The following is a 23,159-nucleotide window of genomic DNA, read 5'->3' as shown; positions in this document are numbered from 1 at the left end:
AGATCCACGCTACGGGCCGCACTCGGGGCCGGTCAAGCGGGCAAACCCGCAACACGAGAGCGGATCCGCCCACTCCATGCCACCCTTGACGGGCCGGAGCGCCGCTCCTTAGCGTGTCCATGAATGTGAATGCCGGCCATGAATACAACTGTTGGCTCACCCGGCGGCGGTCGACCCGAGCCGTCGGCCGCCGGCTCGGGCCACCGGCGCGAACCCCCGACCCGAGGAGAGAGAGCATGCCCGCTCCCCGCACCGTCCTGCTCACCGGCGCCGCCGGCGGTCTCGGCACCCTGATGCGGGAACTGCTCCCGGACCACGGCTACGACCTGCGGCTGTTCGACATGCGTCCGATCGAGGGAGAGCCGGACGCGATCACCGCGGACCTCGCGGACACCGAGGCGCTGCGCGCGGCCGTGGCCGGCGTCGACGCGATCGTCCACCTCGCGGGCATCTCCCTGGAGTCGACCTTCGAGAAGATCCTGAAGGCGAACATCGAGGGCACCTACCACCTGTACGAGGCGGCCCGCCGGGCGGGCGTGCCGCGGATCGTCTTCGCCTCCTCCAACCACGCGGTCGGCTTCACCCGCGCCCCGCGCGGCGACGACCCGCTGATCCCGGCCGACACCCCGCGCCGCCCGGACACCTTCTACGGCCTGTCCAAGTCCTTCGGCGAGGACCTGGCGCAGCTCTACTGGGACAAGCACGGCCTGGAGACCGTCTCCGTCCGCATCGGCTCCTGCTTCCGGGAGCCGAGCAGCGTCCGCATGCTCTCGGTGTGGATGAGCCCCGCCGACGGCGCCCGCCTCTTCCACGCGGCCCTGACCGCCGAGCACGTCGGCCACACCGTCGTCTACGGCTCGTCCGCCAACACCCGCCTGTGGTGGGACCTGACCGGGGCACGGGCCCTCGGCTACGAACCGCAGGACGACTCGGAGCCGTACGCCGCGAAGCTCATCGCCGAACAGGGGGAGTTGACCCCCGACGACCCGGCCCACACCCACCTGGGCGGGCACTTCGTGAACGACCCGCCGATCTGGCCGTACTGAGGACGAGAGCCCATCCGGTCGCATCCATGACCAAACGGGCACGGCCCGAAGCGGAACCCGAACCGGGAGCGGCACGGAGCGCGGGCCGGGAAGCGGCGGAAAACTGTCGGCCGAATGGGCGGGCGGGCACCAAACGGGCCCGCCCGCCCGCGTATTCGGGCACGGACACCGCCCGTTCCCACCTCGTCCGAAACAGCCACGCAGGTCCGAGGCGGGCAATCCGCCCGGCGATCGGGCACACACGGGCAGCATCGGATCGGCAACAGACCTGGTCAGCGTCGCGCACCCGCTGTAAAACATCTCCCGTGGGCCCCACCGGGCCCGAACGGGCACACCTCAGCGTGGAGGCAGGTGACGCATGAGTTCCAAGACGGCCGAGGAACGGCAGCGAGAGATCGTGCGGGCCGCACGGACGACCGGCTCCGTCGACGTCACCGCGCTCGCCTCCGAGCTGGGCGTGGCCAAGGAGACCATCCGGCGCGATCTGCGCGCCCTGGAGGACCACGGTCTGGTGCGCCGCACCCATGGGGGCGCCTATCCCGTGGAGAGCGCCGGGTTCGAGACGACGCTCGCCTTCCGGGCCACCAGCCAGGTGCCCGAGAAGCGCCGCATCGCCGCCGCGGCCGCCGAACTGCTCGGGGACGCGGAGACCGTCTTCGTCGACGAGGGCTTCACCCCACAGCTCATCGCCGAGTCCCTGCCCGTGGACCGGCCACTGACCGTGGTCACCGCTTCCCTGCCGGTCGCCGGCGCCCTGGCCGAGGCCGAGAACGTCTCGGTGCTGCTCCTCGGCGGCCGGGTCCGCCCCGGCACGCTGGCGACCGTCGACCACTGGACCACGAAGATGCTGGCCGGCTTCGTGGTCGACCTCGCCTTCATCGGCGCCAACGGCATCTCCCGCGAACACGGGCTGACCACCCCCGACCCGGCGGTCAGCGAGGTCAAGGCACAGGCCGTCCGGGCCGCCCGGCGCACCGTCCTCGCGGGGACGCACACCAAGTTCGGAGCGGTCAGCTTCTGCCGGTTCGCCGACGTCGGCGCGCTGGAGGCGATCGTGACGAGCACCCTCCTCCCGGCGACCGAGGCCCACCGCTACTCACTGCTGGGGCCGCAGGTCATCCGCGTCTGACTGATCCGAACTCATATGCCAAGGCAATCCCCAGGGGTGCCGCGCACCGCCCCGCGCCCCTTGTATCCGCACATCTCAGTACGTCCTCACACCTACCAGGAGCCATCCATGCACACCCAGAGCCGATGGAGGCCGCGCGCCACGCTCGCCCTCGCCGCCGCAGGGACGCTGATCACTCCGCTGCTCGTCGGCTGCTCGGGCGCCGGCGGAGCCGGCGGCGGGTCCTCGGCCCACTCCATCAACGTCCTGATGGTGAACAACCCGCAGATGGTGGAGTTGCAGAAGCTCACCGCCGACCACTTCACGAAGGACACCGGCATCAAGGTGAACTTCACCGTCCTGCCGGAGAACGACGTCCGGGACAAGATCAGCCAGGACTTCGCCAACCAGGCCGGCCAGTACGACGTGGCCACGCTCAGCAACTACGAGATCCCGATCTACGCCAAGAACGGCTGGCTCCACCCGATCGACTCGTACGTCAAGAAGGACACCGCCTTCGACCAGCAGGACATCCTCAAGCCCATGCAGGAGGCCCTCACCGCGGCCGACGGCAAGCTCTACGGCGAGCCCTTCTACGGTGAGTCGTCCTTCCTGATGTACCGCAAGGACGTCTTCCAGAAGAAGGGCCTGACCATGCCGGCCAAGCCCACCTGGCAGCAGGTCGCGGACCTGGCCGCGAAGGTGGACGGCGCCGAGCCCGGCATGAAGGGCATATGTCTGCGCGGGCTGCCCGGCTGGGGGGAGATGATGGCTCCGCTGACCACGGTCGTCAACACCTTCGGCGGCACCTGGTTCGACAAGGACTGGAAGGCCCAGCTCGACTCCCCCGAGTTCAAGAAGGCCGCGCAGTTCTACGTCGACCTGGTCCGCAAGCACGGTGAGTCCGGCGCGCCGCAGGCCGGCTTCGCCGAGTGTCTGAACAACACGACGCAGGGCAAGACGGCGATGTGGTACGACGCCACGTCCGGCGCGGGTTCGCTGGAGGCCGCCGGGTCCCCGGTCAAGGGCAAGATGGGCTACGTCCCGGCCCCGGTCGACAAGACGGACAGCTCCGGCTGGCTCTACACCTGGGCGTGGGGCATCCAGAAGGCGTCCAAGAACGCCGACGACGCCTGGAAGTTCATCTCGTGGGCGTCCAGCAAGGACTACGAGAAGCTGGTGGGCGAGAAGGCGGGCTGGGCCAACGTGCCGGCCGGCAAGCGCAGCTCGACCTACGACATCCCGGAGTACCGCAAGGAGGCGGCCGCCTTCGCGGACGTCACCCGGGACGCCATCTCCAGTGCCAAGCCGAACGACCCGGGTGTGCAGCCCCGCCCCGCGCCCGGCATCCAGTTCGTCGACATCCCCGAGTTCACCGACCTGGGCACCAAGGTCTCGCAGGAGCTGAGTTCCGCCGTCGCGGGCCGGCAGTCCGTGGACAGCGCGCTGGAGAAGGCACAGAAGCTCGCCGAGGCCGTCGGCAAGAAGTACGAGGGATCATGACAGTCACCGCCCCCGCACGGGTCGCCGCCGCCACCGCGCGGCCGGCGATCCGGCCGCCGAACCGCATGCGCGCGTGGGTCACCCGAGCACCGCTGCTGCCCGCGCTGGTCTTCATGATCGTAGTGACCCAGCTGCCCTTCGTGGCGACCCTGGTGTTCTCGTTCTTCGACTGGAACGCGCTGTATCCGAAGGACCGTCACTTCACCGGTATCGACAACTACCGGCAGGTCCTGACCGACCCGGACCTGCGCCAGTCGGTGTGGACGACCATCGTGCTGACCGTCACGGTGGTCCTGGCCAGCCTGGTCCTGGGCCTTGCCGTCGCCCTGCTGCTCAACCGGAAGTTCCGGGGCCGCGGCCTGGTCCGTACGCTGATGATCGCACCGTTCCTGGTCGTGCCCGTGGCCGCCAGCCTGCTGTGGAAGCATGTGCTCTACAACCCCGAATACGGCCTGCTCAACGGATTGCTGCACTATGTGGGCGGCCCGCAGCCGGACTGGATCTCGGACAATCCGCTGATCGCGGTCGAGGCTTCCCTGGTGTGGCAGTGGACGCCGTTCATGATGCTGATCCTGCTGGCGGGACTGCAGAGCCGCGACAACGAGCAACTCGAAGCCGCGCGGGTGGACGGCGCGAGCGACTGGCAGGTCTTCCGCTACCTCACCCTCCCGCACCTGCGCCGCTACCTCGAACTCGGTGGCCTGCTGGGCTCGATCTACATCGTGCAGAACTTCGACGCGGTCTTCACGATCACGTCGGGCGGCCTGGGCACCGCCAACCTCCCGTACACCGTCTACCAGAGCTTCTACCAGGCCCACGAGAACGGCCTCGCCTCGGCAGCGGGCGTCGTGGTGGTCATCGGCTCGATCATCATCGCGACCTTCGCGCTGCGCGTGGTGTCGTCGCTGTTCCGCGAGGAGGTGTCGCGCGCATGAGCACCGTCGCAGCAAAGACCGTGAACGTACGGTCCCGCCGTCGCAGCGGAGCGGGGCTGGGCCTGGTGGCCTGGCTGGTGGGGCTGGTGTTCTTCCTGCCCATCGCGTGGATGGCCCTTACCTCCTTCCACTCCGAGACGGACGCCGCCACCAATCCGCCGTCCTTCGGGGCCTCCCTGACCCTGGACAGCTACCGCGAGTTCTTCGGCGCGGGCGGCGGGGCCGACCCCTGGCCCGCGCTGATCAACTCGGCCACCGCGTCGATCGCCTCGACCCTGTTCGTGCTGGTGCTGGCCCTGCCGGCGGCGTACGCGCTCTCCATCCGCCGGGTGCAGAAGTGGACGGACGTCCTGTTCTTCTTCCTGTCGACGAAGATGCTGCCGGTGGTGGCGGGCCTGCTGCCGATCTACCTGTTCGCGAAGAACACCGGCATGCTCGACAACATCTGGCTGCTGGTCATCCTGTACACCTCGATGAACCTGCCGATCGCGGTGTGGATGATGCAGTCCTTCCTCGCCGAGGTCCCGGTGGCGGTGATCGAGGCCGCCCGGGTGGACGGCGCCCGGCTGCCGACGATCCTGGCCCGTGTGGTGGCACCGATCGCCCTGCCCGGCATCGCCGCGACGGCGCTGATCTGCTTCATCTTCAGCTGGAACGAGCTGCTGTTCGCCCGGGTCCTCACGGGTGTGGTCGCCGAGACCGCCCCCGTCTTCCTGACCGGCTTCATCACCAGCCAGGGCCTGTTCCTGGCGAAGGTGTGCGCCGCGTCGCTCGTCGTCTCCCTGCCGGTGCTCGCCGCGGGGTTCACCGCCCAGGACAAACTGGTCCAGGGCCTCTCGCTGGGAGCCGTGAAATGAAGGCCGCCGTCATCGAGTCCGTGGGCCGCGCCGTCGTCACGGAGGTCCCGGACCCGACGCCCGGCCCGCGCGAGGTCGTCGTCGAAGTGGCCGCCTGCGGCCTGTGCGGCACGGATCTGCACATCCTCCAGGGCGAGTTCGCACCCAAGCTGCCGATCGTGCCCGGACACGAGTTCGCGGGCCGGGTCGTCGGGGTGGGCGCCCAGGTCACCGAGGTCGCGGTCGACGACCGGGTGGCGGTCGACCCGTCGCTGTACTGCTACGAGTGCCGCTTCTGCCGCGCCGGCCACAACAACCTCTGCGAGCGCTGGGCCGCGATCGGCGTGACCAACCCGGGCGGCGCGGCGCAGTACGCGGTGGCGCCGGTGGCGAACTGCGTGAAGCTGCCCGAGCACGTCCGCACCGAGGACGCGGCCCTGATCGAGCCCCTGTCCTGCGCGGTGCGCGGCTACGACATCCTCCAGTCCCGCCTCGCCACCCATGTGCTGATCTACGGCTCCGGGACCATGGGGCTGATGATGCTGGAGCTCGCCAAGCGGACCGGCGCGGCGAGCGTGGACATGGTGGATCTGAACCCGGCCCGGCTGGAGACGGCCCGCCGGCTCGGCGTCTCGGCGTCCGCCGCGAACGCCGACGAACTCGACCGGCCGCAGGGCTGGGACGTCGTGATCGACGCGACGGGGAACGCAGCGGCCATCCAGGACGGATTGGAGCGGGTGGCCAAGGCGGGCACGTTCCTCCAGTTCGGGGTCGCCGACTACGCGACCCGGGTGAAGATCGACCCGTACCGCATCTACAACCAGGAGATCACCATCACCGGCTCCATGGCGGTGCTGCACAGCTACGAGCGCGCGGCGGAGCTGTTCGCGAACGGTGTGCTCGACCCCGAGGTGTTCATCAGCGACCGCATCCCGCTGGAGCGCTACCCGGACGCGCTGGAGCAGTTCGCGGCGGGCGTGGGACGCAAGATCGTGGTGGTGCCGTAGGCAGACCGCCGGTGGCGGGGGCGCTCGGGGGCGAAGGCCCCTGGGCGCCCCCGCGGCCGTCCTGGGCCCGGCCGCGCGGGCGGCCGGTGGGACCGCTGGGCCGAACGGACGCAAGGTAAGGGAACGGTAAAGCGCTCTCGATCGTTACCTCTGGCATGACAGCTATGACCCCAGGCTCGAACATCCCTCTCTCCGCGTCCCGGGTGACGGTGGACGTCGCCGCCCCGGTGCGGCTCGACGTGTCGGGCCTGCTGCTCACCGCCGACGGCAAGGTGCGCTCCGACGAGGACTTCATCTTCTACAACCAGCCCTCGGGACCGGGCGTGACCTACCGCTCGGGCGGCGGCGCGGCACCCGACGCGATCATCGTCGACACCGCCGCCGTCCCGGCCGGCATCGAGAAGATCGTCGTGACCGCGAGCCCCGACGCCGCGGGCCAGACCTTCCAGGGCATCGAACCGACGGCGACGATCCGCGCCGCCGACGGCAACGTGGTCCTGGCGACGTTCACACCCCCGCAGCTCGGCACCGAGACGGCACTGGTGGTGGTCGAGATCTACCGTCGCGCCGGCCAGTGGAAGGCCCGCGCCGTCGGCCAGGGCTACGCGGACGGACTCGCGGGCATCGCCACCGACTTCGGCGTCACCGTGGAGGAACCCGCCCCGGCCGCGCAGCCGGTGGCCCCGCCGCCGCCCGCCGCACCGCCCGTCGCGCAGCCCGTGGCGCCCCCGATGCCCGCCGCTCCTCCGGCACCGCCGGCCGCCGCCCCCGGCACCGGGAAGATCAACCTGGACAAGGGCCGCGTCAGTCTCCAGAAGAACCAGACCGTCTCCCTCGTCAAGGGCGGCCGTCCGCTGCTGTCCCGGGTGCAGATGGGCCTCGGCTGGGAGCCCGCCTTCCGGGGCAAGGACATCGACCTGGACGCCTCGGTCATCGCCTACGGCCCCCAGCGCAACCACATCGACAGCTGCTACTTCGGCAAGCTGTCGATCCTGAACAACGCGATCAAGCACTCCGGCGACAACCTCACCGGTGAGGGCGGCGGTGACGACGAGGTGATCGTCGTCGACCTCGGCCGGATCCCGCAGGAGGTCACCGGCCTGGTCTTCACCGTCAACTCCTTCTCGGGCCAGAAGTTCACCGAGGTCGCCAAGGCGTACTGCCGCCTCGTGGACAGCGCGTCCGGCGAGGAACTGGTCCGCTTCGACCTGACCGGTGCCGAGCCGCAGACGGGTGTGCTGATGGCCAAGCTGATCCGCCAGTTCTCCGGTGAGTGGGAGATGACCGCGATGGGCGACTTCGTGAAGGCCCGCACGGTCCGCAACATGGTGAAGCCGGGCGCGCAGGCGCTCTAGTGCCCCGACAGGCACTAGGAAACACCGTCGGCCGGGCCGGCGCCGGCGCCTCCGGATCCCCGGGGCGGGATCCGCGGGGCCGCCGCGCTCTCTTTGCCCATTGATTGACTCGCCTTTATGGAAAACGCGTCGACACGGACCGGCATCCGAGTCCGGGTGGTGCCGGCCCGCTGCCGCGGGAAAATTCGGGGCGGGCACCCCGTTTCTTCGGCGCGGGGACGGCGATCAACCTGCGGGTCTTGATCGAATGACGTGAGCGGGCACCGTATGACGTGACGGAACGGCCCATCGCCAGTAGATATATGAGCAGTGTGACGGAGATCTCATCACCGGGTCCAGCAAGTGCGTGTCTACCTGTAGTTTCGTCGTCTTTGTCGCTGCTGCGTGGATCCCTTGACGGAAGGCATGCTTTCCCCGTCGAATCGTCCTGGCAGAGGGGGATACCGTGGAAATTCGTCACCTGGTGACGTTCCAGAAGGTCGCGACGCTGCTGAGCTTCACCCGCGCCGCGGAGGAGCTCAGCTACGCGCAGTCGAGTGTGACGACGCAGATCCGTGCGTTGGAGACCTCACTGGGGGTGGAACTCTTCGACCGGCTCGGCGGTCGGATCCGGCTCACGCCCGCCGGGGAGAAGCTGTTGGAGTATGCCGAGCAGATCCTGGCGCTGGCCGACGCCGCGCGTGCGGACGTCGCCGGCGGGGACGGCCCGTCGGGGACCTTGGTCATCGGCACGATGGAGAGCATCACGTCGTACCGTATGCCGCCATTGCTGGAGTTCTTCCACCACCGCTATCCAAAAGTTCACCTTTCGTTGAGGCCGAGTCTGTGCGCGGAAACCTGCCACGCGCTGCGCCAGGGAAGCTTCGACATCGGATTCCTCATGGAACAGGAGACCCGGCATCAGGGTCTGGAGACCGTGGTTCTGGCCGAGGAGCCGCTGGTGCTCGTTGCAGCGGCCAATCACCCCCTGACACAACGGGAGGAACTGACACTCGACGATTTACGCTCAGCATCGAAATTGGCCACCGAGGCCGGTTGCGCATATCGCGATCTGTTCGAGGATGAGCTACGGGGGGCAGAAACCATGCCTTTCCTGGAATTCGGCACCATAGAGGCGATCAAGCGGGGTGTCGGATCCGGGCTGGGAATCGCGCTGCTTCCTTCCGTGACCGTGGCCACGGAATTGGAGAAGGGCGAGATGACGGCACTGCCGTGGGACCCGCCGTTCTCCGTCAGTACGCAGCTGGCCTGGCGCAGCGGCAGGCGGCTGGGCCGGGAGCTGAAACTCTTCGCCGACCAGGCGGTACGGCTCATGCGGGAGTCGGCGCCACTGGCCGATTCGGGTTGACCCGCCAGGGCGGTCGAGGGTTCTCAGACGCTCACCGGCTCGGCCGCGAAGACGGAGATCCGGTCGGTGACGTCGTCGGGTGTCCGCCGCCTCGGCTCCTGCGGTTCTCCCGGAGTGCCGATGTACAGCCAGCCCAGCAGGCGTTCGGCAGGGCGCAGCCCGAGCAGGCGGCGGACCGGGGCGGATTCGGCGTACCTGCCGGTGCGCCAGATGCTGCCGAAGCCGCGGGCGTGCAGCAGCAGCCCCAGGGAGCCGACCATGGCGCTGGTGGCGGCCAGTTGCTCCCACTCGGGCACCTGGTGCTCAGCCACCGGCGTGAACACCAGGGTGGCCAGGAGCGGCGCGCGTTGGGTCTTGGCCTCGGTCCGGTCCCGTCGGAAGCCGGACGCCGAGGACGCACCGGCGAAGCTGCGGCCGAGTGCGACGCGTCCTTCGCCGCGTACCAGGATCCACCGCCAGGGCCGGAGCCTGCCGTGATCGGGGGCGGTGGCCGCGGCACGCAGCAGGTAGGCGAACTCGTCGTCGCTCGGGGCCGGTTCGACGAGGTTGCGTTCACTGCGGCGGCTCAGTACGGCCGTCATGACGTCCATGAGCGTTCCTCCTTCTGGTTCCTGCTCGCTCGGCCCGCTCCGGGGCCGGCTGCTCACCCGGACAGACGAAGCGGGGGCGGGGGCTCGGCAAGCCCCCGCCCCCGCCGGCCGGATCAGTAGTGGACGCGGCGGCTGTCGGCGGTCTGCCGGTAGCGGATGGACCACTGGCTGCGGCGCACGTACGTCCGCTGGAGCCAGCGGTCGGCGCCGTCGTAGCGCGCGGTGAACGGTGTACGGGCATGCAGTCCCTTGCGGTTGTTGATCAGAAGGGCCTCGCCCGGACGCAGGTACACCTGGTGGGCGGTCTCCCGGCAGGCGGCCTGGAGTCGGTCCAGGGCGGCCTCGGCGGCGGTGGTCATGCCGCGCACTCCGTTGGCGGAGGCGGATATCTCCGGGAACTGGTCGGGTCCGTTGATCATGGCGACCGGGTCGGAGAGCACCTCCTGTCCGCCGGCCACGTCCCGCACGTAGCTGCCGGGCGCGTTGAGCCGGAACAGCGGGCTGCGCAGCAGTTCCAGGGTGCGGGAGTCGAGGGCGCGGACGATGTCCCGGGCGTCCGCGTAGTGGGTCGCCGCGACCCCCTCGTGGTCGGCGCGCAGGCAGCTGAGGACGAGGAAGTCGGGGTTGCTGACGTCGTAGCGGCCGATGGCGTCATGGACGATGTCGTTGTGGAAGTTGAGGAAGACGACCGAGCCCTGGTTGGTCTGGCTCATCGCGCCGCCCTCGACGGGGATGACGTCGTGGACGAGATTGCCGTTCTTCTCGGTGAGGAAGCCGACCGGTTCGCCGAGCAGGCCGGACAGGCCGAGCAGGACCCCTTCGGCGACGTATGTCTTCTTGTCGGCGGCCGGGCCGCCGTTCGACGGGGTGCGGGGCAGCTCCGGGTCGACGGGGAGGTTGCGGACGTAGCCGACGCCGGGGGTGTCGTTGTGGCGGCCGAAATCGAGGATCTGCTGGAGCAGTTCGAGCGGCAGGCCGGCGAAGATCTGGTGGTAGCGCGCCATGGCGCGGTCTATGTCCCGGGTCGGATCGGGCTCGGCGGCCAGGTCTCGGCCGATGCTGTCCCGCGCGGCGTCGGGAAGTTCGATCAGCCCCAGGGTCTGCGGCGCGGAGACGGCGGTCTGGAGGGTGGTCGCGGTCATGGTGATCTCTCCTACGGTGAGGGGTGGTGGGTTCGGCGCGGAGTGGCGGGTTCGGCGCGGTGCGGGGTGGCGGTGCGGTGCGGGGTGGCGGGGACTTACAGGGCTCGGAGTCCGGCGGCCGGCTCAAGCGGTTCGGGCAGGGCCTCGTGGAGTTTCTGGGCGAGTTGCCGGGCCTGCTCGGCGTCCGCGGCGAGGTGGGTGGTGGCCCGGCTGCCGATGATCTCGGTGACCGGGATGCCCACGATCCGCGCCTCGGGCAGGTCGTGCATGCGCTGGAAGCGGCCGACGTCGAGGTAGCCGCCGACGACCACGAGGTGCGGCCCGTCCTCCAGGCGTACGGTGTCGATCCCTTCGGCGTGGAAGACGCTGTGCGCCAGGTCGGCCGCGGCCGCGGTGTCGTAGGCGAGGACCTCGGACCTGGTGTTGGCCACGACGCCGGCGGCCGGTGCGCCGTCGCCGCCGATGACCGTGCCGGAGGGGAAGGGGGCCCGGTTGTGACGACAGACCAGGACGATGCCGTGCTGCTTGGCGGTCCGCACCGACCTGCGGTGCAGGACCTTCGCCCCGTACAGGGACATCAGCGAGGCGGTGTCGTAGGTGACCTCGGGGAGCAGGCGGGCCCCGGTCACCGCGTTCGGGTCGGCGCTGTAGATCCCGTCGACGTCGGAGTGGATCTCGACGCGGTCGGCACCGAGTGCGGCGGCGACCAGGACGGCCGACAGGTCGGAGCTGTTCTTGCCGAGCCAGGTGGGACGGCCCTGGGCGTCGGCCGCCTGGCCACCGGGCACGATGACGACCTGGTGCTCGTCGAAGGCCCGCCGCAGCGGCTCGGCGTCCAGCCGCGCCACCTTGGCCCACATGAACGTGCTGTCGGTGACCAGGCCCTGCTGGTGGCCCGCGAGCACGGTGGCGGTGAGTCCGACGCGGTGCAGGGCGGCGGCCAGCAGATGGGCGCTGACGGTGTCGGCGAGGGTGAGGAGCCCGGCGACGGTGGCGTCCTCCGGCTGCGGGTTGGCCTCGTGCAGCAGGCCGCGCAGCTTCTCGGTCTCGCCCGGCATGGCGCTGACCACGACGGCCATCGGCCGCTGCTCCTCCTCGGCCCGCCGGCCCAGGGCGGCGGCGAGTTCGGCGTACGCCTCGGGGGACGGGAAGGTGGAGCCGCCGAACTTCAGGACGACGGGAGTGGTCACAGCACACCTCGCTCGGTGAGTGCTTCGGCGATCTGCAGCGCGTTCAGGGCGGCGCCGATCCTGACGTTGTCCGCGACGATCCACAGCCAGAAGCCGCGCGGGTTGTGGGCGGCGACGCGGACGCGTCCGACGTGGACCCGGTTGGGGTCGCCCGCGGTGCGCGGGGTGGGGAACGCGCCGACGGTCTCCAGGTCGTGGACGGTGACCTCGTCCTGCTCCGCCAGCAGCCGGACCAGTTCGGCCCGGTCCACCGGGTTGTGGCACTCGATCCAGGCGGCCTCGGAGTGGCTGTTGGCCACCGGAACGCGCACACAGGTGGTGGTGACGTCCAGGTGCGGCAGGGAGAGGATCTTGCGGGACTCCTGGAGCATCTTCTGCTCCTCGAAGGTGAAGCCGTCGTCCAGCATGCGGTCTATGCGTGGGATGACGTCGAAGGCCAGGGAGGGGCTGAAGGTCCCGGTCACGCCGGGTCCGCCGGGGTCGTCGAGGACCGCGCGGGCGCCGGCGTGCAGTTCGTCGATACCGGAGTAGCCCGCGCCGGACGCCGCCTGGTAGGTGCTGACCACCGCCTGGCGGATGCCCCAGCGTTCCTGGACCGGCGCCAGCAGCCGGACCAGTGGGATGGTGGAGCAGTTCGGGTTGGCGATGATGCCGCTCGCCGGGCGCTCGCCGAGTTCGTGTGCGTTGACCTGGGGGACGACCAGCGGGGTGTCGGGGTCCATCCGGAAGGCGCTGGTGTTGTCGATGACGAGGGCGCCCTGGGCGACGGCCTTGGGCACGAAGGTGGTGCTCACGCTGCCGCCGGCGGAGAAGAAGGCGACGTCGGTGGCGGAGAAGTCGAAGCCGTCCAGGTCCTGTACCTGGTAGGAGTGGCCCTCGGCGGTGATCTCGCGGCCGGCCGAGCGGGCGGAGGCGACCAGGTGCAGATCGCGGTAGCGGAAGCCGCGTTCCTCTATGAGCCGGAGGAGGGTGGTGCCGACCACTCCGGTGGCGCCCACCAGGGCTATGCGCGGTGCGGTCGGGTCGGTGACGCGGGGCATGGCTGGGGTCCTCTCTGACGGTGGTTCGGAATGGGGGGCGTCAGTCGGTGCCCGGGGCTCAGGCGGTGGTGCGCTCCGCGGACGCGGCGACCTGCTGTGCGGGGGCGTCCGCAGCGGCCTGGGCCGCGGCGGGGCGCAGCCGGGGGCGCCAGCCGAGGCTGATGCCGAGGGAGGCGGCGACGATGAGCGGGATGCCCAGGGCCTGGACCCAGCTGACGTGGTGTCCGTAGACGGCCCAGTCGCACACCATCGCGGCGGCGGGGTAGACGAAGGCCAGGACGGCGATCTTCGAGGTGGGCAGCTTCTGGTAGGCGGAGTACATCAGCACGTACATCACGCCGGTGTGGATGAAGCCGAGGCCGACCAGCCAGGCCCAGCCGTTGCCGAAGTGCGCGCTCTGGCCGAGCTGGGTGAAGGGCAGCAGCAGCGGGATGCCGAGCGTCACCTGGACCAGGGCGACCAGGTGGGGCTTCACGCCGGTCACGCGCTTGGTGATGATCGTCGACAGGCCGTAGAAGAGGGCGGCGAGCAGGGCGTAGCCGACGCCGACCAGGTAGGTGCTGCCGTTGGAGAAGTCGGATGTCGAGATGCCCGAGACGAGGACGAGGCCGAAGAAGGCGACGAACAGCCAGCCCGCCTTGTGCGCGGTGATCCGGTCCTTGAACAGCAGGGCGCCGAGCAGGACCACGAAGAATGGCTGGGTGTGGTAGACGACGGTGGCCACCGAGATCGAGGTCTTCTCGTAGGACTCGAACAGGAACGCCCAGTTGAAGACGATGAACACGCCGCCGAGCGCGGCGAGGCCCAGCTTCTTCGGGGTGAACCCGTGGTTCTTGAAGAATCCGCGGATCAGGCAGTACAGGCCGAGGAAGAGGGTGCCGAACACGCACCGGTAGAAGACCACGTTGAACGGCGAGGCACCGGATTCGACGACGAAGACGCCGATGGTGCCGGACAGCAGCATGGCCGCCGTGAGTTCGAGTGCGCCGCGGGTCTCCGGAGGCGTTTGTGATGTGCTCATGACATACTCCTGATTCGGAGGGGAGGTCGGGGGGTTCTGCGGGAGGTGGGAAGTTCCCGGAGATCCGAGCTGATGCAACGAAGCTACGAGCTTGGGTGCGGCCGGGTCCACGAGCTGCTGCGGAACGAAATCGATGCCCACATCAAGGTTGTCGATAGGCCCCGGTGAGCAGGCGGAACGCCGCTGCGGTGGCGGTGTGCGCGGCCGGTGGTGCCGGCCGCCCGCGGGGTGCGGGGATCAGTGCAGGGGCAGCGGATAGTGCAGCCCGCCGTCACTCCACAGGGCGTTCGCGCCGCGGCCGACGTCGAGGCCGGAGGCCGGGCCGAGGTTGCGTGCGTAGACGTCACCGTACGTGCCGACGGCGTCCAGGACCCGGTGCGCCCACCGCTCGTCCAGGCCGAGCGCCGGGCCGTGCCGGCCGGCCCGGTCGGCGGCGGCACGCGCCGCCCCGCCGTCACCCTCCTCCTGAACGGCACTCTCCGCCCCGACGAGGAACTGGAGCACCCACCGGCACACCCGGAACCAGCCCGGATCGTCGTCGCGCACGGCGAGCGCCATCGGCTCGCGGGAGATCGCCGCCTCCAGTACGACATGGTCGGCCGGACGCGGCAGGGTGGCCCGAGCACCGGCCAGGGCGATGCGGTCCAGGACGTAGGCCGCGCACGAGCCGTCCGCGTAGCCGGCCAGCGCCTCGGCGGGGGTCGCGTAGGCGACGGGCTCGACCTTGAGGCCGCGCGACCCGAACCACGCGGCCAGGTTGCCCGCCGTCGTGGTGCCGGCCTGGGTGGCGACCCGGTGGCCGGCGAGCTGTTCGGGGCTGGTTATTCGGTCCGCGGTGCGGACGAGGAAGCCTTCCCCGTCGTAGCAGGTGACCCCGGCGAACAGCACGGGCTGGGCGGCCTCGCGGCCGAGCGTCCACGACAGGTTGCAGGTGGCCACGTCCGCGTCGCCCGAGACGAGCCGGTTCAGCCGCTCCCCCGGGTCCGTCGGCAGCCAGTCCACCGCCGCCGGGTCGCCGAGCGCCGCGGCGGCCACCGCGCGGGCGACGTCCGTGTCGAGTCCGCGCCACGCGCCGTCGCCGTCCGGCAGGGACAGCCCGCGGATTCCCTGACTGACCACCGCCCGTACGGCGCCCCGCTCGCGCACCGTGTCCAGCGTCGCGACGGTCCTGTGCGTCATGATCGTCACAGCATTCCCCTCACCGCCGCGCCGACCAGCTGCTCGCGGTCGAACCGGCGCTCGTTGTAGCCCAGCATGTCGATCAGCGAACGCGCGGTCACCGGAGCGCTGCCGTGGCCGTCCGAGGCGGCCACGGGCATCGCGCCCGGATCGAACCAGCGCAGGGTGCCCCCGGGGTCGATGGCGGCCCGCGAGCGGTTGGCGTTGTCCTGGTGCAGGCAGTACGGCACGTCCAGGTACCCGTGGGCGAAGGCGCCGACCAGCGCGGACCCGACGTCGTCGCCGAACCGCAGCGTCGACGTGATCAGTTGCAGCGCCTCTTCGTAGATGCCGGTCTGCCGGACCGCTCCCCCGGTCGGTGCCGCCTGCCGTTCGTCGGCGGCCACGGCCGCGGCGAACTCCAGGGCGTCCACGTTCTCCTCGATGGTCGGGATCCGGTACGCCTCCACCGCGGTCTTCACGATCAGCCGCTCGGTGCCGCTGCGCACGGCGAGCCGCACGCTGTCCTCCAGCATCCGGTAGGCACCCACCGGTGTCCGCGGGAAGACACCCATGTACGTGTAGAGCACCACGTGCCAGTCGACGTCGTCGCCCAGCCACTGCGCGGCGAGCAGGCGCAGCGCCGCCAACGCCTCCAGGTCCTGTTCCGGGCTGGTCTGCTGCGCGTAGCTGACCGAGATGCTCCGCATGCCGTGCTCGCGGAAGAACATCCCCTCCAGCACGCTCAGTGCGATCAGCAGGCTCGGCGGGCACAACTGGCCCAGCATGCAGCCGCCGAAACTCTCCAGGTGCATCGTCTGCGGCCGGTCGGCCAGAATGCGGCAGCATTCGGCCCACGCCGCGGTGGCCTGCGGCAACGGCACGCGGCTGTAGGGCAGGCAGTACGAGACCGGGCCGCCCTCGGTGGCGTCCGCGCCGACGCGGGCCAGCGCGCCGAACAACTCCCTCGGGAGCGCGGAGCCGTGCCGGAACTGGACGGGGAAGTCGTCGTCGGCCACGCCCGTCAGCAGCCGGCGGGTCTCCTGCACGCCGTGGGCCACCACCGGGTATCCGTTGAGGTCGTCGCCCCGGTCCAGCGCCCGCCGGGCCGATTCGTGGTCGTTGACCCGGGTGTAGCTGTCGACGGTGACCGTACCGATGGAGGCTCCCCGCACGGCTCTCACCGCCTCCAGGCCGCGCCGCATGGTCGCCGTGTCGGCGAAGCCCATCCGGGGCTGCACCACCAGACCGCCCTGCTCGTGGCTGCGCCGGACGAAGCGGGAGAACCTGCCGTGCGCCGGGCTGAGCGGCAACGGCACGGTGGGCGCGGATCGCACAGGTACGCTGCCGCCCGATCCGCTGTTCATTTCATGCTCCCCGTCATTGCGAGTTCACGAGTGGGCCGGTTTTCCAACGCACCGAGAAAGGCATCGAATTCAGCGAGTCCGGCTTCCGCCTCGAATGCCGCATCGAATCCCGCCGCTACGAGTTCGCCACCGAAACGGGCGTTCTCGGATCCTCGGATACCGAGTTTCCCGCCGATGACAACCCGTAGATCAGCCAGTTCCGGATCGGCTCGGATCTGTGCGATGAGCCGGAGCCCGTCCAGGTGGCCGTGGCCGTTGACCGTGCTCACCACCAGGGCGTCAGGGCGGTTGCTCCGGCACTCGGCGATGATCACGTCGTCCGGGACGCACGCTCCGAGGTTGACCACCTCACCACCCCGCTCCTCCAGCAGCAACTGGAGGAAAACGAGGTTCCACATGTGGGCATCTGACGACACGCTGGTAACGACGAAACGCCTGGCGTGCGTCGTGGATATCTCGTCCATTACTTCCGTCCACAGGTCGGAGTTGCTGACGGGCTAAAACCTACGAGGCGGAACGATGCCCAGTCCATGACCCGCTGGGGAACGAAATCGATGCCCGCATCAAGACTCTCGATCCAGGCTGCCGGGAAAGCACGGCCGCCGGGCCCGAACCCGGGTCGGCCACGGCGTTTCCCGGCCACGGCGCGCGGGCGCGGTGGGCCGCACCTTACCCGGGGAGACGGCGCGCGGGACCGCTCCCGCTCGACGGAACCCGCGGGCACCCGGCGTCCGAAAGCCGCCGGGCGCCTGCCGGTCGCCCGCACCCGCCGGTCGCCCGCACCCGCCGGTCGCCCGCATCTGACGGGCCGTGCCGGGGCCGGTTCCCGGCCAGGTTCCAGGGCCTGCCCGGGACTCCGCCGGCGACCGCGGTGAACGGGGCCGTGCCGGGGGGCAGTTCCGGCGGGCGGGGCGCGCGCTCCTGAGTACGCGTGCTCAGGGGCGCGTACGGACCGTCAGGCCCGCGCCGGTGAACGGGGCGGTCCGAGCAGTACCGCGCAGGCGCCGGCGGTCAGCAGTCCGCCGGCGAGGAAGGTGTCGCGGACGTCCGCGTGCGGCAGGACCGGCCCGCCGAGCGCGGCGCCCGCCGCGATACCGGCGTTGTACGCACCCGAGTTGGCCGCGAGAGCGATGTCCGTGCGGCCGGGCGCGCACGCCGGCATCGCGTTCTGGGTGGTCATGAACACCGGACCGAGCGCACCGCCCATCAGCACCAGCCCCGGTGGCGGACAGGGTCCCGGCCGCCGGCACGGTCACGAACCGGCGGGTGTGGTGTCGGGGCCGGTCCCGTAGGCGGCGGGCTCCGTCTCCGGACGGGAGGTCGGCAGCGGTACGGCGATGGTCACCAGGGAGACGAGCCCCAGACCCGCCGGCCCGGCGACGGGCACCTGCCCGCCGGTCCGCTGCCCCAGCCAGGTCCCGGCGCGGCCGGCATCAGGGCGGCGAGCACCGCGGGTCCGTGCCGCGCGGGCCGGCGCGCCGTGGCTGTCCGGGGTCTCCCGGTCGGCGGTCGTCGTCCCTGCTCGGCGGCCCCGTCCATGGACGTACTCCACCGGGCTCGGCGTGCGCGCCGCAACCGAATTCGGACGGCGGGCGAGCGGTGCGCGCGGATGTCGGGCGAGTCCCCGCGAGGTACTGATTCCCGGCACCTGACGGCCGTCGCCGGACGAGGCGCACACCCGGCCGCCGCGCTGGCCGGGTACATCCGTCGGCGGTACGATTTCCGGAAGGCGTACGCGCCCGAACAACAGCGAAAAGGCAGCGGCTTCACCATGGAGGCGGGCCGCCCGGTTGCACGCCCCTGGGGCGACCTGCGGGATCGCGAAGGCCAGTGCGAACGGCACATCCACGACCGTCGCGGGCACGCTTCCTTCCAGCATCCACATTTTTCCCCGGGTCAGATTTCGACCAGACGTGCCGTTCCCGGACTTGCGGCGTCACAACCTCGGCGTCCGAGCAGCAATGGGACTCACATGGGCCGGCTCACCTTCGGTTACTCCATCTCGTACATTCCCCGCGCCACGCTGGTGAAGGCACTCGTCGGCGGAGTGACTCCGCTGGCGTCCCAGCAGGTCGGCGGCCATGAGTTGCTGCCCGCCGCAGTCCTCGCGGCCGGGCGGGCCGACCGAGGTCCACACTCCGCTCCCCGGCACCGGACGGGGGTGAGCCGCCGATGACACCCGGACCGCCGGCCGACGGCCTGTCCCTGATCGCCTCCCGCCACTGCAAGAGGGCCTTCCTGGACCGGGCGGTGCCCAGGGACGCCCTGGCGGAGGTCCTGCGCACCGCCGCCCACGCGCCGTCGAGCCGCAACACCCAGCTGTGGCAGGTGACGGTGGTGACCGGCGACAGCCTCACGGCGCTGGTGGACGCGCTGTGCGAGGCGTACGACCGCGGTGACCCGCCCCGTCCGGACTGCACCAGCCGGCCGCCGTCGCTCGACGACGCCGCCGAGCGCCGTGCCGAGCGAGCCGTGACGGGCGTGCTGCTGGCCAAGGGCCACGCCGTCCCGGACCGTGCGGCCGGCCGCGCGCACTTCCGGGACAACCTGCGCTTCTACGGGGCACCGGCCGCCCTGGTCTGCCATCTGCCCAAGAACGCGGTGTCCGGCACCTTCCTGGAGCTGGGCCTGTTCCTTCAGAACGTGATGCTGGCACTGGTGGCCAGGGGTCTCGCCAGTTGCCCGCAGTTCAGCGTCGCCGGCTACGGGGACGTGCTGCGCGCGCAGCTCGGCATCGGACCCGACCGGCTCGTCGTCTGCACCATGGCGGTCGGCTACGCGGACGAGACGGCCCAGGTCAATCGGTTCGTCCCGGGGCGGGCCGGGCTGGAGGAGTACGTCCAGTGGCGCGACTGAGCAGCGGACACGGTGCCGCCGCCGGGCGTCGGGCCCGGCTGGTCGCGGTGGCCGCCGAACCCGAGGACCTCACCCCGCACCGGCTGCGCGGCCTCGCCGGACTGGCGGACGAGCTGGAGATCCGCGCCGACCTGGTCGGCGACCCCGATCCCGCCCGGCTGCGCCGGCACTTCCCGGGGCCGCTGACCTACGCCCTGCGTTCCACGCGGCAGGGCGGACGCTCGGCCGCCGGCCCGGTCGCCCGGCGCACCCGGCTCCTGCGCGCGGCGGACCGCTACGACCTGGTGGACCTGGAGGCGATGGACGACGTGCAGCCGGAGCTGCTGGCGGCGATCCCCGCCCGGCAGCGGCGGATCTCCTGGCACGCGCCCGACCAGGCGGGGGGAGCCGGAGCCGGGCTGCCGGCGGCGGTGGGATCGCTCCGGAACCGGTTCGCCGCGATGGCCGCCGTACCGGCCGCCCTGTACCTCCTCGTGCCGCAGCCGGGCACCCAGTACGGATCGGCCGCGCCGCTGCTGCTCACCGGGCTCGCACGGACCGACGTCACGGCGTTCGCGTCCGGTCCGGCGGGCACCTGGACCCGGGTGCTGGCGCCGTGGCTGGGGGCGCCCGTCGTCTTCGGCCGGGCCGGTGCGCCGGGGGCGGACGGCATGCCGGACCTGGACCGGCTGCCGGCCGACTACGGGCTGCCCGCGCTGCCGCCGCTCAGCGGCCTGTACGGCATCGCCGGGCGCGCCCCGGGAGGCTCGCTGTCACCCCGGCTGCACAACGCGGCGCTGCGGGAGCTTCGGCTGCCCGCGCTCTACCTGCCCTTCCAGGTGGACCGGTTCTGCCCGTTCTGGCACTGGGGCGCGGGCTTCGGGTCGCTCGGCGGGCTGCCCCTGCGCGGGCTGACCGTGACCGCCCCGCACAAGGAGAGCGCCCTGGAGGTGGCCGACGTCGCCGACCCGGAGGCGCTGGGGTGCGGCGCGGCCAATCTGCTGTGGTTCGACGCCGGGCGCTGGCGGGCGGCCACCACCGACACCGTCGCCGCCCTGCGCACCCTCGCGCTGAGCGGAGCCGACCCGAGCGGCCGCAGCGCCGCCGTCGTCGGCTGCGGCGGGGCCGGCCGGGCCGTCGCGTGGGCGCTCAGCCGGGCCGGGGCCAGGGTGACCCTGGTCAACCGGGGGATCGCCCACGGCCGGGAGGCCGCCGCGCGACTCGGGCTCGGCCATGTGCCGCTGTCCCGGTTCTCCCCGGCGGGATACGACCTGCTCGCGCACGCCACGCCGCTGGTGGAACGGGAGCCGTTCCCGGTGGCCGCCGCCGACCGGGACGCGGTGGTGCTGGAGATGGCCTACCGCGACCCGCCGACCGCGCTCACCCGCGCCATCCGTGCCCGCGGGCTGAGGGGCATCGACGGCTGGGAGATCCTGTCCGTCGAAGTGCGCGAGCAGTTCCGGCTGATGACCGGCCACGCGATGCCGCAGACGGCGCCCCTGCGTGCCCTCGGCTCCGACCCGGACGGACGGTCCGGCACCCGCGCCCGCACCGCGTCAAGGGAACCGGCTCCGGCACATCGCACCAGGTGGGAGGCGCCATGACGACCCGTTCGACGTCCTGGTCCGGACCGTCCGCGTCCGGACCGCCCGGCGCACCCGACGCCTCGGCGCTGCTGGGCGAGTGGGTCAACACCGATCCGCACACCGCCGAGGGCGCCCGCCTGCTGCACGTGACGCGACGCGCGGACGGCGTGTTCGTGCGGGCGTTCGGCGCCGGCGGGCCGGGGCCACGGGACTGGGGCGAGGCACCCGCGGTCCTGTACACCCCGCCGGGCGCACCGTCGGCCGCCTGGTCGTTCTCGGTGGTCTACGACGTGGGCACCGCGCGCATCGCCGTCTGCGCCTACCACAAGACGGGCATTCTGGTGACCACCACCGCCACCGTCCTCAGCGGCGGCGGGGGCGCGGACCACTGGGCCCGTTCGTTCTTCCACCGGGCCGGGAGGCGGGCATGACGGTGCACGCGGTCGATCCGTCACCGCTGGCGGGCCGCTGGGTCAACTTCGACACCGCCGCCCTCGGCCTCGATCTGGTCGAGGCCGTGGCCGACGGCGACCGGCTCCTGCTGCGGATCACCGAGCGGGGCGATCCGCGGCCCGCGCCGGACGCGCCCGGCCCGCCCGCGGCCCCCGTCTCCGGCGCCACCCTGCCCGCGGTCCCGCTGGCCGACGACGTCGACACCGCGGAGGCCGTGGCGTTCCTCGCCGAGGGCCGGCTCGGCGACCGGCGGGTCGTCCTCGTCGGCTACGTCAACCGGGGACTGCTGACCATCGACGTCCACACCGTCCACCCCACCGCTGCGCGGACACCGAACGTGATGTACCGCGCCCACTTCTACCGCCGGGAAGGGGCCACACCCGTATGACCGACGACCCACGCCGCGCCACCGGACCGGCCCGCGGTCCGACGGCCGACGACGACCAGGGGGCGCTCGGCACCGTGGCGAAGCTCGCCGCGGAGAAGTTCGCCCCGCGCGCCGCGGACTACGACCGCGAGGCCGTCTTCCCCGCCGAGGACTTCGACGATCTGTTCGCCTGCGGAGTACTGGGCGTCACCGTGCCGCGGGAGTACGGGGGTCTGGGCTACGGGCCCCAGCAGCGCGACACCCTGCCCCTGTGGGAGATGACCACCATGCTGGCCAGGGCCGATCTGTCGCTGGCCCGCTGCTGGGAGGGGCACGCCAACTCGCTCGTCCTCATCGACGCGCTGGCCGCCCCGGAGCAGAAGCGCCGCTGGTTCTCCGGTGTGGTGGAACAGGGGGAGAAATGGGTCGCCTGGAGCGGCGAACCCCAGGCCCCGAAGCCGGGCGAGAACGTACGCTTCGGCACCGCGCTGACCCCTGTCGAGGGTGGCTGGATCCTCCGCGGCAGCAAGGCGTTCGCGACCGGCGCCACCGGAGCGCAGTGGGCGATCCTGCTCGTCGATCCGGACGGCCCGGGCGGGGCCCGCGGCACCCGAGAGGTCCGCGGGCGGCTCCTGCTGCTCGCCTGCGACCTGTCCGACCCGACCGTGACCGTGGACACCTCGTGGTGGGACCCCGTCGGCATGCGTGCCACGGTCAGCCATGTGGTGCGCTTCCACGACACGTTCATCCCGCGCGACCAGTTGGTCGGCGCCCCCGGCGGCTACTTCGACGGCCAGTGGCAGACCGCCTTCGTCCCCCATTACGCGGCCAGTTTCCTCGGCGGCGCGCTCGCCGCGTACGAGTACGGGCTGGCGTATCTGAAGCGGCAGGGCAAGGGCGGCGACCCCTATGTGCAACTGCGGGTGGGCAGCATGGCGGTCAACGTCGACACCGCCCGGCTCTGGCTGCGCCATGTCGCCGGTCTGTGGGACGAGGGCAGGCTCGACGAGGCCCGGATCGCCGGGGACAGGGCCTGGCAGGTGATCGCCCGGCTGGCCGAGGAGACGGTGCACCACGTCATCGACGCGTGCGGCGCCCGCAGCCTGATCCGTCCCAGCCCGGTGGAGCGGGTCCTGCGCGATCTGACGCTGTACAAGCTCCACGACAACGCCGATCACGTGCTGGCCACCGTGGGCCGGGCCGTCCTCGGCGAGGAGTACGACCCGTTCTTCCACCGGCTGTGAACCTCGGCCCGTGCCCGCCGTCCCGGAC

24 protein-coding genes are annotated in these 23,159 nt (G+C 71.4%); 14 read left to right on the top strand and 10 right to left on the bottom strand.

Translation table 11 applies throughout. The annotated features are described in order from the left end of the window. Nucleotides 1-236 precede the first annotated feature (236 nt). The 8 genes from ACFC09_RS23955 to ACFC09_RS23920 all read left to right on the top strand — a co-directional run bounded on the left by ACFC09_RS23955 (nucleotide 237) and on the right by ACFC09_RS23920 (nucleotide 9,138). On the top strand, nucleotides 237-1,046 hold the full coding sequence (locus ACFC09_RS23955) for an NAD-dependent epimerase/dehydratase family protein (protein WP_376531730.1): 810 nt from the start codon (nucleotides 237-239) through the stop codon (nucleotides 1,044-1,046). Between the two features lie 358 nt (nucleotides 1,047-1,404). Beyond that, nucleotides 1,405-2,175 carry a DeoR/GlpR family DNA-binding transcription regulator gene (locus ACFC09_RS23950; RefSeq protein ID WP_376531728.1) on the top strand — a complete coding sequence of 257 codons (771 nt, stop codon included), beginning with the start codon at nucleotides 1,405-1,407 and terminating at the stop codon, nucleotides 2,173-2,175. A gap of 108 nt (nucleotides 2,176-2,283) precedes the next feature. Beyond that, nucleotides 2,284-3,657 (top strand): ABC transporter substrate-binding protein, encoded by a 1,374-nt coding sequence (locus tag ACFC09_RS23945; protein WP_376531726.1) that lies wholly within the window; start codon nucleotides 2,284-2,286, stop codon nucleotides 3,655-3,657. After that, on the top strand, nucleotides 3,654-4,592 hold the full coding sequence (locus ACFC09_RS23940; RefSeq protein WP_376531724.1) for a carbohydrate ABC transporter permease: 939 nt from the start codon (nucleotides 3,654-3,656) through the stop codon (nucleotides 4,590-4,592). Before ACFC09_RS23945 ends, ACFC09_RS23940 begins: the two co-directional genes overlap by 4 nt. Beyond that, entirely contained in the window at nucleotides 4,589-5,449 is an 861-nt protein-coding gene (locus ACFC09_RS23935) for a carbohydrate ABC transporter permease (protein WP_376531722.1), read from the top strand. Before ACFC09_RS23940 ends, ACFC09_RS23935 begins: the two co-directional genes overlap by 4 nt. Then, nucleotides 5,446-6,435 (top strand): zinc-dependent alcohol dehydrogenase family protein, encoded by a 990-nt coding sequence (locus ACFC09_RS23930; protein ID WP_376531720.1) that lies wholly within the window; start codon nucleotides 5,446-5,448, stop codon nucleotides 6,433-6,435. The genes ACFC09_RS23935 and ACFC09_RS23930 overlap by 4 nt, the downstream gene beginning before the upstream one ends. A 164-nt stretch (nucleotides 6,436-6,599) precedes the next feature. Then, the gene (locus ACFC09_RS23925) at nucleotides 6,600-7,790 is read left to right on the top strand and encodes a TerD family protein (protein WP_376531718.1); all 1,191 of its coding nucleotides are present in this window, start codon (nucleotides 6,600-6,602) and stop codon (nucleotides 7,788-7,790) included. 445 nt (nucleotides 7,791-8,235) lie between these two features. Beyond that, nucleotides 8,236-9,138: a LysR family transcriptional regulator gene (locus ACFC09_RS23920; protein WP_376531716.1), complete on the top strand. Its 903-nt coding sequence runs from the start codon at nucleotides 8,236-8,238 to the stop codon at nucleotides 9,136-9,138. A 23-nt stretch (nucleotides 9,139-9,161) separates the two neighbouring features. Here the strand turns inward: ACFC09_RS23920 and ACFC09_RS23915 are convergent, their stop codons facing one another. The 10 genes from ACFC09_RS23915 to ACFC09_RS23870 form a co-directional block, all read right to left on the bottom strand. Next, nucleotides 9,162-9,728: a nitroreductase gene (locus ACFC09_RS23915; protein WP_376531714.1), complete on the bottom strand. Its 567-nt coding sequence runs from the start codon at nucleotides 9,726-9,728 to the stop codon at nucleotides 9,162-9,164. Nucleotides 9,729-9,841: 113 nt separating this feature from the next. After that, nucleotides 9,842-10,870 (bottom strand): TauD/TfdA family dioxygenase, encoded by a 1,029-nt coding sequence (locus ACFC09_RS23910; protein WP_376531712.1) that lies wholly within the window; start codon nucleotides 10,868-10,870, stop codon nucleotides 9,842-9,844. Nucleotides 10,871-10,965: 95 nt separating this feature from the next. Further along, on the bottom strand, nucleotides 10,966-12,060 hold the full coding sequence (locus tag ACFC09_RS23905) for an aspartate kinase (RefSeq protein ID WP_376531710.1): 1,095 nt from the start codon (nucleotides 12,058-12,060) through the stop codon (nucleotides 10,966-10,968). Further along, nucleotides 12,057-13,100, bottom strand: a complete 1,044-nt coding sequence (locus ACFC09_RS23900) for an aspartate-semialdehyde dehydrogenase (RefSeq protein WP_376531708.1) — start codon at nucleotides 13,098-13,100, stop codon at nucleotides 12,057-12,059. Before ACFC09_RS23900 ends, ACFC09_RS23905 begins: the two co-directional genes overlap by 4 nt. A gap of 58 nt (nucleotides 13,101-13,158) precedes the next feature. Then, nucleotides 13,159-14,121: a DMT family transporter gene (locus ACFC09_RS23895; protein WP_376531706.1), complete on the bottom strand. Its 963-nt coding sequence runs from the start codon at nucleotides 14,119-14,121 to the stop codon at nucleotides 13,159-13,161. A gap of 237 nt (nucleotides 14,122-14,358) precedes the next feature. After that, nucleotides 14,359-15,300, bottom strand: a complete 942-nt coding sequence (locus ACFC09_RS23890; RefSeq protein WP_376531704.1) for a transporter substrate-binding domain-containing protein — start codon at nucleotides 15,298-15,300, stop codon at nucleotides 14,359-14,361. A gap of 5 nt (nucleotides 15,301-15,305) precedes the next feature. Beyond that, entirely contained in the window at nucleotides 15,306-16,646 is a 1,341-nt protein-coding gene (locus tag ACFC09_RS23885; RefSeq protein ID WP_376531702.1) for a methylaspartate mutase, read from the bottom strand. Continuing rightward, on the bottom strand, nucleotides 16,643-17,110 hold the full coding sequence (locus ACFC09_RS23880; RefSeq protein WP_376531700.1) for a cobalamin B12-binding domain-containing protein: 468 nt from the start codon (nucleotides 17,108-17,110) through the stop codon (nucleotides 16,643-16,645). Before ACFC09_RS23880 ends, ACFC09_RS23885 begins: the two co-directional genes overlap by 4 nt. Nucleotides 17,111-17,601: 491 nt before the next feature. After that, nucleotides 17,602-17,826 carry a hypothetical protein gene (locus ACFC09_RS23875; RefSeq protein ID WP_376531698.1) on the bottom strand — a complete coding sequence of 75 codons (225 nt, stop codon included), beginning with the start codon at nucleotides 17,824-17,826 and terminating at the stop codon, nucleotides 17,602-17,604. Between the two features lie 72 nt (nucleotides 17,827-17,898). Then, nucleotides 17,899-18,198: a hypothetical protein gene (locus tag ACFC09_RS23870; protein ID WP_376531696.1), complete on the bottom strand. Its 300-nt coding sequence runs from the start codon at nucleotides 18,196-18,198 to the stop codon at nucleotides 17,899-17,901. A 420-nt stretch (nucleotides 18,199-18,618) separates the two neighbouring features. On the opposite strand from ACFC09_RS23870, the gene ACFC09_RS23865 reads away from it, so the two are divergent. The 6 genes from ACFC09_RS23865 to ACFC09_RS23840 are packed head-to-tail and all read left to right on the top strand — an operon-like array spanning nucleotide 18,619 to nucleotide 23,131. Beyond that, nucleotides 18,619-18,822 carry a hypothetical protein gene (locus ACFC09_RS23865; RefSeq protein WP_376531694.1) on the top strand — a complete coding sequence of 68 codons (204 nt, stop codon included), beginning with the start codon at nucleotides 18,619-18,621 and terminating at the stop codon, nucleotides 18,820-18,822. Continuing rightward, on the top strand, nucleotides 18,819-19,502 hold the full coding sequence (locus ACFC09_RS23860) for a nitroreductase (protein WP_376531692.1): 684 nt from the start codon (nucleotides 18,819-18,821) through the stop codon (nucleotides 19,500-19,502). Before ACFC09_RS23865 ends, ACFC09_RS23860 begins: the two co-directional genes overlap by 4 nt. Then, a complete protein-coding gene (locus ACFC09_RS23855) occupies nucleotides 19,490-21,085 on the top strand; it encodes a type I 3-dehydroquinate dehydratase (protein WP_376531690.1) in 1,596 nt (531 codons plus the stop codon). Before ACFC09_RS23860 ends, ACFC09_RS23855 begins: the two co-directional genes overlap by 13 nt. Continuing rightward, nucleotides 21,082-21,498 carry a hypothetical protein gene (locus tag ACFC09_RS23850; RefSeq protein ID WP_376531688.1) on the top strand — a complete coding sequence of 139 codons (417 nt, stop codon included), beginning with the start codon at nucleotides 21,082-21,084 and terminating at the stop codon, nucleotides 21,496-21,498. Before ACFC09_RS23855 ends, ACFC09_RS23850 begins: the two co-directional genes overlap by 4 nt. Next, the gene (locus ACFC09_RS23845) at nucleotides 21,495-21,908 is read left to right on the top strand and encodes a hypothetical protein (RefSeq protein WP_376531686.1); all 414 of its coding nucleotides are present in this window, start codon (nucleotides 21,495-21,497) and stop codon (nucleotides 21,906-21,908) included. The genes ACFC09_RS23850 and ACFC09_RS23845 overlap by 4 nt, the downstream gene beginning before the upstream one ends. Next, nucleotides 21,905-23,131: an acyl-CoA dehydrogenase family protein gene (locus tag ACFC09_RS23840; protein WP_376531684.1), complete on the top strand. Its 1,227-nt coding sequence runs from the start codon at nucleotides 21,905-21,907 to the stop codon at nucleotides 23,129-23,131. The genes ACFC09_RS23845 and ACFC09_RS23840 overlap by 4 nt, the downstream gene beginning before the upstream one ends. The last annotated feature ends 28 nt before the right edge of the window (nucleotides 23,132-23,159 follow it).

This window comes from Streptomyces sp. NPDC056161, from assembly GCF_042268025.1.
Taxonomy (GTDB): Bacteria; Actinomycetota; Actinomycetes; order Streptomycetales; family Streptomycetaceae; genus Streptomyces.
This window is presented reverse-complemented; position numbering and strand designations above follow the sequence as displayed.